Consider the following 9,870-nt stretch of genomic DNA (forward strand, 5'->3'; position numbering starts at 1 on the left):
GGGGGGGGGGGGGGGCGGGCGCCCCCCCCCCCGCCCGGCGCGGCGCCCCCGGGGTTGTGGGGGGCCCCCCCCCCCAAAAACACCCACCCCGGGCCGGGGGCGCGCCCCCGGCCCCGTCCGTCAGTCATTCAGACCATGGAACTTGCGACTAGCGCAGGTCCATCGTCACTTCCGCACGACGGTTGAGCGGCTCGCGCACACCGTCACGGGTTTGAACGGCCAGACGGGTCTGACCAAACGCGTTCAGAGAAATCGAACCCGTCGGGACGCCCAGACGAACCATCTCGTCACGAACCGCGCGGGCGCGGCGCTCGGAGAGGCCCTGGTTGTAGGTGGCCGAACCGGACGTGTCGGTGTGGCCGTCGATCTGAACGCTGGCCACGCCGCAGTTGCGGGCGTTGTTGACAGCGTTGTTGATCACTTGACGGGCCTGATCGGTCAGGTTCGCACGATCCCACTCGAAGTACACCACAAACTGCGCGTCTTCGCATGCCGGCGGAGGCGGCGGGGGCGGGGGGGGGGGGGGGGGGGGGGGGGGGGGGGGGGGGGCGGTGGCGGAGTTACCGCAGCCGGAGCCGCAAACAGGTAACGCAGGCCAATCCAGGCCTCGTGGCCACGCAGCGAGCTTACGCTACCGTTGCCATAAGAGGTGGAGCCATAACCGAAATAGCGATACTCGGTGTCGAGCATCAGGTTCTCGGACAGAACCCAGCCAATGCCGGCGAGCAGGTGGTAGCCCAGAGCGCCATCATCGCCACGGATTTCAACCGGCACCGAAGTCGCGGTAGCCGTACCCGTGCTGGCACCAACGCCAGAGAAGTGCGAGCGCACATAGCCGAGACCAGCACCGACATACGGGCGGTACCAGTCCGAACCAGCGAAGTCATAGATGGCAGACGCCATCAGCGACCAGGCGTGAACAGAGCTGGTGCTCTCTTCGAAATTACCCATGGCGCCGGTCTGGTTGAAGCGGTGAGCAAGCTCACCTTCAATCCGCCAGTTGCTGTCCATCTGGTAACCGATCGCGAGAGCTTCGCGGAGATTGCTCTTGCCGCTGATTTCGCGAGACGGGTTGGCGGTGAACGCCGGGCTGGTGACATCGGCATCACCAGGAGCACCATAACCAAGAGCGCCGCGGACGTACCAGCCTTCCTGGGCCGCCGCTACGGACGGCAGAGCAAGAAAGGCACCGACAGCAGCAGCTGTAAGAAGCCGTTTTTTCATAATTCCCCCTCCGGACGCGGAATACGTCCTTCGTTGAGTGTGGTGTACAAAGCGCCGTTTGGACGCACGAAACAGCCGGAACCCGGCGCTTCTGCTACTGGAGTAGCGGATTTCTAACGCAGATGCCAGAGCTTCCGTTCCAAAAAGAATACCACTCAGGCGAGTATTCCCCGTTCTTTCAGTGCTGCAACATCATTTTGTGACAGCCCGAGGCGTTCTTGCAACACCTCTATCGTATGTTCTGCGAATCGTGGCGGCGCCTTGCTGTAGCGAGGCGGAGTTTGTGACAGGCGCATGGGATTCGCCACAAGAGTCGCGGATCCCGACCCCGTTACATCCATGCCGAATGTCAGGTTCCGGGCCACCGCTTGTGGTTCAGCGAACACACCGTCGAGCCCCTGAATCGGCCCGCAAGGAATACCTGCGGCATCCAGTTCCACCCGCCAGTCATCACTTGCGCGGCGGCGCATGATGCTGGCGATCTCCCCGCACAGCTCTTCGCGATACTCAACCCGTGCCGAATTGCGCGCATAACGCGGATCGTCAGCCCACTCGGGACGTCCCAGCACAGCGGCGAAGGCGCGGAACTGACGATCGGCACCAACAGCAACAGCGACCCGGCCGTCCGCAGTTGGAAAATCCTGATACGGAACGATATTGGGGTGCCGGTTGCCCATGCGGCCTGGCACCTTGCCGCCGACGAGGAAGTTACAGGCCTGATTGGCCAGCATGGCCGCCTGCACATCGAACAGGGCCATGTCGATATACTGCCCGCCCTTGCCCTGATCGCGCGCCACAAGCGCGGCCAGTATGGCGCCAGCGGCGTAAACGCCGGTGAAGAGATCGACGATTGGAACCCCCACCTTCACCGGCGCATCCTCGCCGGTGACGCTCATCAGGCCGCCCATCGCCTGGATGAGGAAATCATACCCCGGCAAATGCGCGTTCGGCCCCGTCTGCCCGAATCCGGTTACTGAGCAATACACAATAGAGGGGTTGTCCTTTTTCAAGGACTCATAATCCAGACCGAAACGTTTCAGGCCGCCCGTCTTGTAGTTCTCAACGACCACATCGCTTTGCGCCGCCAGCTTGCGGATGATCCCTTGCCCTTCGGGTTCGCGCAGATTGACCGCAATCGAGCGCTTGTTGCGGTTTGCGCACAGATAGTAGGCCGCATCACCCTGCCCGCCGCCCTCGTCGGGCATGAAGGGCGGACCCCATCCGCGCGTATCATCGCCCCCGTCAGGATTTTCCACCTTGATAACGTCTGCGCCAAGATCGCCAAGGATCTGGGCGCACCACGGCCCCGCGAGCACACGCGAGAGGTCCAGAACCTTGATGTGGGACAACGCACCGTCAGACATATCGCTATTACTTCCTTATCTTAGAGTGGCCAGACAACCAGGATCACCGGCACGCCGATTGCGACAACGACAACCTCCAGCGGCAAACCAAGGCGCCAGTAATCGCTGAACTTGAAACCACCCGGCCCGAGGATCAGCGTATTGTTCTGATGGCCGATTGGCGTCAGGAAAGCACAGCTCGCCCCGACAGCCACCGCCATCAGGAAGGGATCAGCGCTGACATTCATAGCGGCAGCAAGGCTGATCGCGACGGGGCACATGACCGCTGCTGTAGCGGCATTATTCATGAAGTCAGACAGCGTCATGGTCGCGATCAGGATGAGCGCCAGCAACAGAACAGGCCCTGCCTGCCCGGTGAGAGAGATAAGCTGGCCGGAGAGGAAACTCGCAGCGCCCGTGCTCTCTAATGCTCCGGCAACCGGCAGCAAGGCGCCGAGAAGCACGATCACCGGCCAGTCCACATTGTCGTAAATATTCCGCAGCGGGAGGATGCGCAGCACCATGACGGCCAGCACGCCCACCGCAAACGCCATGGCGGCCGGCAGCGTGCCCGTGGCGGCCAGCGCCACCGCGCCGCCCATCACTACAGCAGCCGTTATCGCCTTGCGCGCGTCAGGAATGCGCAGCGTACGTTCAGCCAGCGGCACGCAGCCCATATGCGAGGCAAACTCTGCGATCGCCTCTTCACTGCCCTGCAGCAGGAGGACATCGCCCTCTCTCAGCTTCATGGTTCGCAATCGGGCGCGCGAATGCGTGGCATTGCGCGAAATAGCGAGAAGATTCACCTGAAAGCGTGTACGCAGGCGGATGTCGCTAGCCGAGCGCCCGGCCAGTGCCGAGCCGGGCGATACGGCATATTCGGCCAAGTGCACTTCATCAGCGTGCACGATGCGGCGGCGGCCACCGGGCGTTTTTTCTTCCGGCTGAGCGGCCTCCTGCCCGTTTTCTTCCCCCTCAGGGGCGGTAGATGCCTCTTCTTCCAGTTGCAGGCCGAGCGCGGAAAGAGCCGTTGTCAGCCCTTCGGGATCTGCCTCGATCACCAGAAGATCACCAGCCTTCACCTTGCGATTGGCATGGGGAGACGGATAGCGCTTTTCGTCGCGGATGAGGGCGAGCACATGCGCGCTGGCTTCATCCAGCTTGGACTGGAGCTCGCGCAGCGTTTTCCCGTTGGCCGTACTGTCATCGAGCACGCGCGCCTCGGTCAGGTAGTTGCCTGTCTCGAACCCTTCGGCGCTCTGCGAGTGGCGGCGCGGGACCAGAAGCCATGACAGCGCCAGCACGAAAACGATGCCCGCTCCCGCAATCGCAAGCCCGACCGGCGCGAAGTCAAACATGGCAAAGGGGCCAAGGCCTGCCTCTGCCCGGAAACCCGATACTATCAGGTTGGGCGGCGTGCCGATCAGCGTAGTCATGCCCCCCAGAATGGAGGCGAAAGATAGAGGCATCAGCAAACGCCCGGGCGGCACGCCCTGCTTGCGGGCGATCTGCAGCGCTATCGGCATGAGTAGAGCCAAGGCACCGACATTGTTCATAAAGGCGGAGAGAAACGCAGCCAGTATGGACAAGGCCGTCAGCATGACCATCGGGTGCGCATTTTTGGGCAGTACGGTGCGCGCGATCACATCCACTGTCCCGGCCGATTGCAGCGCTCCGGACAGAATCAGAACGCAGGCCACCGTAATGACCGCCGGATGGCCGAAACCTGAGAAGGCATCGCCCGCAGGAACCAGTCCCAGCAACACACACGCCACCAGCGCGGCCAGTGCAACGGCGTCATGGCGCAGCTTTCCCCAGAGGAAGAGCGCCATTGTGGCCGCCAGGACGATTCCAAGAAGTATGATCGGCAGCGACATTGAGGGAGGCCCTACAGAAAAGACAGCGCGCTTAAGTCCATGCCGTCATGGACTTAAGCGCGCCCTCCTGCAAGGGGGCACCCCGGGGCCGGCGATACAGCCTAGAACGGCGTCAGGTCGGACACTGCTGCAAACACGGCCAGCGAAATGGCTGCCAGCGCTGTCAGGATTATTCCGGCCAGCGTGCCGATTGCCATGCGTCCCGACGACAGGCGCGCACCCGCCACCAGGAAGAGGGCTGCAAGCCCTGCAAGGCCGCCGAGCAGGATTGCCCAGGCCCCGATACGCGCCGGGCCGGCAAAACCGGCAATCAGTACAATCGGAGAAATCTCGCTGGTATACCAGGCGGCATATCCCAGCACTGCCAGCCCTCCCACGCCCAGTACGGCTGCGGCCACGCTGGCAGCGCGCGCGCCGCCAGTATTGGCAGAGGGCGTGCGGTCGATACGGCGCAGAACGAATGCCACCGGGAATACCAGCAGGGCAATCCCAAGAATGAGCGCCGAGATGCCGCCCCACGCAAGCGTGGCGATCAGGGCGGGGCGGTCTTCTTCCCTACTGACGATGGCTTGTGCCACGAAGCGAGACGTCATCGGAATGACGAATGACGGCTCGGCATTGGCCGTTTCCACGCAAGACGTGTCCAGCTCGGCCGCGGGATCGTCGAAAAAGGCGACCATGATGCCGGCCGTGCATTCATCAGAGCGGGTCGGGCCATGTCCGGCAAACGGCACTTCAAGATACTGGCCATTGGCAAAACCCGGCATGATCTGGCGGGCAAGGTCGGGCGGCGTAATCGGATCCCACGCCCCGTTCACCACCAGCGTTGGCCCGTCAAAACTTACGGGCATGTAGTCAACCCGGTCTCGCAATCCCATCCCGTATTGTTCGCACAGGGCCTGGCTGGCCGCTGCGCCCTCCACCGAGCCGATAAGGCCGGCGAGACCGGGAACCTCTCCCATATCCTCGGCGATCACCTGCGCGCTCTGCCACGTGTAGCCGTCATTGCAGGAGATGGCAGCGTTCATGCCGGGCGAGAAATCCCCGCCCGCCAGATTACCGCCCCCGCCCAGCGCTATCGCGGTAAAGACCGTCTCGTCGCGCCGCTCGGCTGCCCGCACCAGCGCGTTCAGTACGCCGGCGAGGCCAGCATAGGTGCTCTGCTCGTACATCATGGAGAACGGTGCAAAGGCGATCGCCGCACCGCCGACAGCGACCTGCCCGCCCGGAAACACCTCCGTGTCGGATACTGTCACGACCACCGGGTTCTCCTGCAGCGAGGCCATAGCCGCATAGGTCCGGGCCTCCAGATCAGGGTAGGCGCGCGCGCAGGCTGCGTCGGCCTCGCATGTCGTGACGATATGATCGAGAACTCGCGCAGCCCAGCGATGGATGCGCATCAGGTTTTCAAGATCGTTGGGTACAATGGCGTCCAGCACCAGTGCGCGGATGCCTTCCGGGTCGACCCGCGTCAGCATCTGCCCCAGATGGGAGCCATAGGAGATGCCCCAGACATTCCAGCTTTCGTAGCCGAGCGCCTCGCGCAGCACGCGCACATCGCGCGCATTCTCCACCGTGTTATAGGCCGACAGGTCCACGCCTTCGGCCAGCGCCCGCTCGAAGCAGCGTGCAAGACGGCGCCGCTCGAACTCTTCCTGCTCGGCAATGGTCTGTCCGGTATTGAGCGCAGGCTCTTCCAGAGAAAAGAGCGGGCAGAAATCGCCCGACTGGGTGATGCCCCGCTGCTGAAGGATATAGAGATCGCGCGTCTCGGTGGCCGCATGGTCCACGAAACGCTCCACATAGCTCGTCACGCCAACGCCCGGCCCGCCGGTCAGATACGCGATCGGGTCGGCCAGTGGCTCGTAAGGCTGGTCCTCGCCTTCATCATCCTCGCCTTCGCCGTCTTCGTCTTCCGGCCCGCGCGCGTGGATTTTCACGTAGAGAAGCTGGATCACCCGGCTGGCTTCGGACTCGCGGTTCTCTCGCACCGCCAGCAGACCGCAGCTTATATCGCCCGGCTCATAGTCGATGGAGCCGCGAAACGGGCAGATGACGGGGACAATATCGCCCTCGGCCAGCGAACTGAGCGCTGGCGGCGGCGTGTCCGTGAAGGAGGATGCAGCCGTTTCAGGCGGCAATTCCTCGTCGGAGTTCAACGGATCCGGCGTGTCTTCCGCCCCGGCGTCCTCAGCCGCGCTTTCAGGTTCTGCAGGCGGATCGGCATCCTCCTGAAACGCCCAGCCAGCCGCCGATACACCAAACGCGAGTGTCAGCGCCGCCAGCGCCCCCTGCCAGTCCCGAACCATCGCATCCCCCATCGTGCGCCGCGCCCTCACTGACCGGCGTTAACCACCTGCTACACTAGCGCAAGCAAGACGGCCCGCAAGCAGACAGTGGCCACATCACGGCTCGCGGGCGTGGGCAGTACCCCAAACCGCTTCGGTGTGCAGGATGAAGAGGCTGCGAAGGCTGGTGACTTCCCTGCCCTCATCGGCAATTCCACGGGCATCTGCCTGCGCGCTGGCGTGACCTATGAGGCTGGCAGACGCATCCCTCACGCGGTCTAGCGCCGTGCCAGGACGGTGCAGATGATAGAGTGCTATCACGGCCAGGCTGCCGTCCCAGTACATCGCGTCGAAGGAGCCCGGTGCGGGATCGGCCAGTTCCCGGCCGCGCAACAGGTCCGCATAGGCGTCCTCATATCGCCCGGCACGCCGGGCGATGGCGCTGCGCTCGGAATGGAAGTTCTGCAAGTCATGAGCCGTTGCACCACCAGCCTCCAGATCAGCTTGCGCTTCACCGGCAAGGCGCAAGGCTGACGCGTGGTCACCGTCGAGGCTCAGCAAGCGGGCTTCGGTCATGGCAAGCACTGCCCGGTCCGTCCCGCCCAGCCGTCCCTGCAGAGCCGCTGCATGACGGGCAAACACCGCGCGGGCTTCGGCGTCCTGCCCATTATTGGTCAGCGCGGTCACGTAGGTGGATAGGGCATGCGCCACACTGACCGGCCTGTCCTGCATGGCAATGGTCACGAACTCGAAGCGGCGTCCTTGCATCGCAAGGGCCTCGTCGGGGCGGGCCTGCTCCGACAGGGCAAGCGCAAGCGCAGCCATGGCCGCGCTCATATAGACCGGATCAAGATCGTGCTCGGCCTGCCATATTTCCATGGCCACCGCCGCCAGCACCTCGATCTCGGCGAAGCGCCCGGCCTCAAATGCTGCTTGTGACTCCAGTGATCGTGCCAGCAGGAATTCGGACAACTCCACGCGGCGCGCGGCGCGGTCCTGACCTGCCCCGGCCAGTGCGGCCCGGCCCAGCATGGCATCGCGTGTCCCGCTCCAGTCGCTCGCCCGGCGCGCGCTGTCATACCACTCGCCATAGGACCTCGCAGCGAGAAAGCCAGCCTGCCCGGATAGCCCGTCAGGCTGGTCTGCCTCCGGCACACGCGTCAGCATGACAAGGGCGCGCGCGGCGAGGCGCGCGGCGGCGGGGTAATGAGCCTGCGCGTCGGCCGCCTGTGCGAGCTGATAGAGCGTGACGGCCGTGTAGGCGTGGTCCCCGAACGCGGCCTCATATATCGGCAATGCGGCACGCAATTCGGTCTCTGCCTCAGCGCCCCTGCCCTGATCGAGCAGCGCAGCACCCAGCACCGAGTAAACAGCTGCGAGTGCGGGCGAATCCGCCGGCAGACGGCCGGTATCAATCTGCAGAGCGCGCCGCGCCATTGCCTCTGCCGCGTCCGGGCGGTCCGCCAGCCTCAGCGTTTCGGCATAATGAAACAGCACATCGGAAAGGATGGCCGGATCAAGCGCTTCGTCAGCGTCCAGAAGGGCTTCCAGCAGGTCAGAGAGCATGAGGGCAGCGTCCACTGGCCGCCCTTCACTGCGCACCTCCAGCGCCGCGTCCACGTGACCGGCCACCAGCCCGGCTATCTCATCGCCCTTCGCTGATACCAGCCCCGCCAGCGCCAGCGCGCCGGCCAGCAAGATCAGCCTGGCAGTGAGGAAGAGATGGTACACGGGCGCGGACTCCTGTGTGGAACCCGCCCAGAATAGAGGTCAGTGACCAGGCTGTAAGCCCAAAAACCCTGTCAGACCCGCTCCACCACCATCGCGCTGCCTACGCCCGACCCGCCATGAGCGACGATCAAGCCCAGCGTGCCGCCAGAACGCTCCAGCCCCGCCACCATGGTGGCGAGCAATATACCGCCTGACGCACCCATCGGGTGGCCCATGGCCAGATGCCCGCCTTCCGGGTTCACCTTGTCGAGGTCCGGCGCGTAATCGCGCTCGAACTTCACCGGGGTGGCGGCGAAGGCCTCCATGAATTCGATCCGGTCAAAATCGGACAGCTTCAGGCCCGTGCGCGCAAGCAGCTGGTCCATCGCCGCAAAGCCCGCGGTAAGCTGCAGCACGGGATCGGCGCTGGCTTCGGTAAAAGCACGGATGCGCGCTTTGGGCTTTATCCCTGCTGCTTCCCCAGCCGCCTTCGCGCCGACCAGCGCCAGTGCCGCGCCATCGCACACGGGCGGGCAGTTGGCGACCGAGTGGACATGGCTGATCTCTTTGAGTTCGGGCCGCGCTTTCAGCATCACCGCGTCGAATCCGGCCGCCCCCATCTCGGCAAAGGCAGGGGCAAAACGGGCAAGTCCCTCGACCGTGGTGCCGGCACGCACGCTTTCATCATGGGCAAGAGCGGTCTGCCCTTTGGCGTCCTTTATGGCGATCACCTCATCAAGACCGCCCTTTTCGCGCGCCGCAGCGGCACGCTGGTGGGAGCGGGCAGTGACTGTGTCCAGCTCCTCCTTGGTGAAGCCTTCCATGGTGGCCATCAGGTCGGCGGAGAGAACCACCGGCACATAGCGCAGGGCAGATGCCGTCTTCGGGTCCGCATAGTAGAACGCCTTGTCACCCATGAAGGGCACGGCGCTCATCATCTCCACCCCGCCAGCAAGGCGCAGCCGGTCATCATCGGCCGCCATCGTCTCATTGGCTGCCAGGCCGACCGCCGTCAGGCCGGAGACGCAGTAATTATTGATGGTCAGGGCCCGTACGCTGCTGGGCAGGCCAGCATGCATTCGGGTGACAAGGGCCAGGTGGCCGCCTTGCGCGCCGACCTGCCCGACACAGCCCAGCGTAAGGCCCGCCGCGCGCTGCAGCGCGTCTGTGCCGTTGCGCGCCTCCAGCGCGGCGATGATCTGGCCGGTCAGCTCATGCGGTTTCAGCGCCGCCAGCCCGCCATCTTCCTTGGCCTTGCCACGCGGCGAACGGACAGCGTCATAGATATAGGTGTCGGTCATGGGGGATTCTTTTTCTCTTTAAAGCTCTTGTGCCTGTCATCACCCGCTTCATGCGGGTGATCCATGCCTGCGACGGGATGTCCTCCCCCGTTTACGGGGGAGGTGTCTGGCTTGCCAGACGGAGGGG

Annotated in this window: 7 protein-coding genes; all 7 read right to left on the reverse strand. The window is 64.2% G+C overall.

What is annotated here, in order from left to right; all coding sequences use genetic code 11:
* Window positions 1–148 precede the first annotated feature (148 nt).
* Entirely contained in the window at window positions 149–421 is a 273-nt protein-coding gene (locus ACTIGC_RS13405; protein ID WP_439634893.1) for an OmpA family protein, read from the reverse strand.
* Window positions 422–438: 17 nt separating this feature from the next.
* Window positions 439–1,224, reverse strand: coding sequence for an outer membrane protein (locus tag ACTIGC_RS13410; protein WP_439634894.1), 786 nt, complete (start codon window positions 1,222–1,224; stop codon window positions 439–441).
* 155 nt (window positions 1,225–1,379) lie between these two features.
* On the reverse strand, window positions 1,380–2,588 hold the full coding sequence (locus tag ACTIGC_RS13415) for a CaiB/BaiF CoA transferase family protein (protein ID WP_439634895.1): 1,209 nt from the start codon (window positions 2,586–2,588) through the stop codon (window positions 1,380–1,382).
* 20 nt (window positions 2,589–2,608) lie between these two features.
* Window positions 2,609–4,444: an SLC13 family permease gene (locus ACTIGC_RS13420; protein WP_439634896.1), complete on the reverse strand. Its 1,836-nt coding sequence runs from the start codon at window positions 4,442–4,444 to the stop codon at window positions 2,609–2,611.
* A gap of 101 nt (window positions 4,445–4,545) precedes the next feature.
* Window positions 4,546–6,783, reverse strand: coding sequence for an alpha/beta fold hydrolase (locus ACTIGC_RS13425; protein WP_439634897.1), 2,238 nt, complete (start codon window positions 6,781–6,783; stop codon window positions 4,546–4,548).
* 66 nt (window positions 6,784–6,849) lie between these two features.
* Window positions 6,850–8,463, reverse strand: coding sequence for a tetratricopeptide repeat protein (locus tag ACTIGC_RS13430; RefSeq protein WP_439634898.1), 1,614 nt, complete (start codon window positions 8,461–8,463; stop codon window positions 6,850–6,852).
* Window positions 8,464–8,534: 71 nt separating this feature from the next.
* Window positions 8,535–9,743 carry an acetyl-CoA C-acyltransferase gene (locus ACTIGC_RS13435; protein WP_439634899.1) on the reverse strand — a complete coding sequence of 403 codons (1,209 nt, stop codon included), beginning with the start codon at window positions 9,741–9,743 and terminating at the stop codon, window positions 8,535–8,537.
* Between the last annotated feature and the right edge of the window lie 127 nt (window positions 9,744–9,870).

It is taken from the genome of Glycocaulis sp. (genome assembly GCF_051859565.1).
Lineage (GTDB): Bacteria > Pseudomonadota > Alphaproteobacteria > Caulobacterales > Maricaulaceae > Glycocaulis.

Excerpts from the sequence above, each read along its gene's own strand:
- ACTIGC_RS13435 (WP_439634899.1), bottom strand. The coding sequence starts at position 9,743 with ATGACCGACACCTATATCTATGACGCTGTCCGTTCGCCGCGTGGCAAG.
- ACTIGC_RS13420 (WP_439634896.1), bottom strand. The coding sequence starts at position 4,444 with ATGTCGCTGCCGATCATACTTCTTGGAATCGTCCTGGCGGCCACAATG.
- ACTIGC_RS13410 (WP_439634894.1), bottom strand. The coding sequence starts at position 1,224 with ATGAAAAAACGGCTTCTTACAGCTGCTGCTGTCGGTGCCTTTCTTGCT.
- ACTIGC_RS13415 (WP_439634895.1), bottom strand. The coding sequence starts at position 2,588 with ATGTCTGACGGTGCGTTGTCCCACATCAAGGTTCTGGACCTCTCGCGT.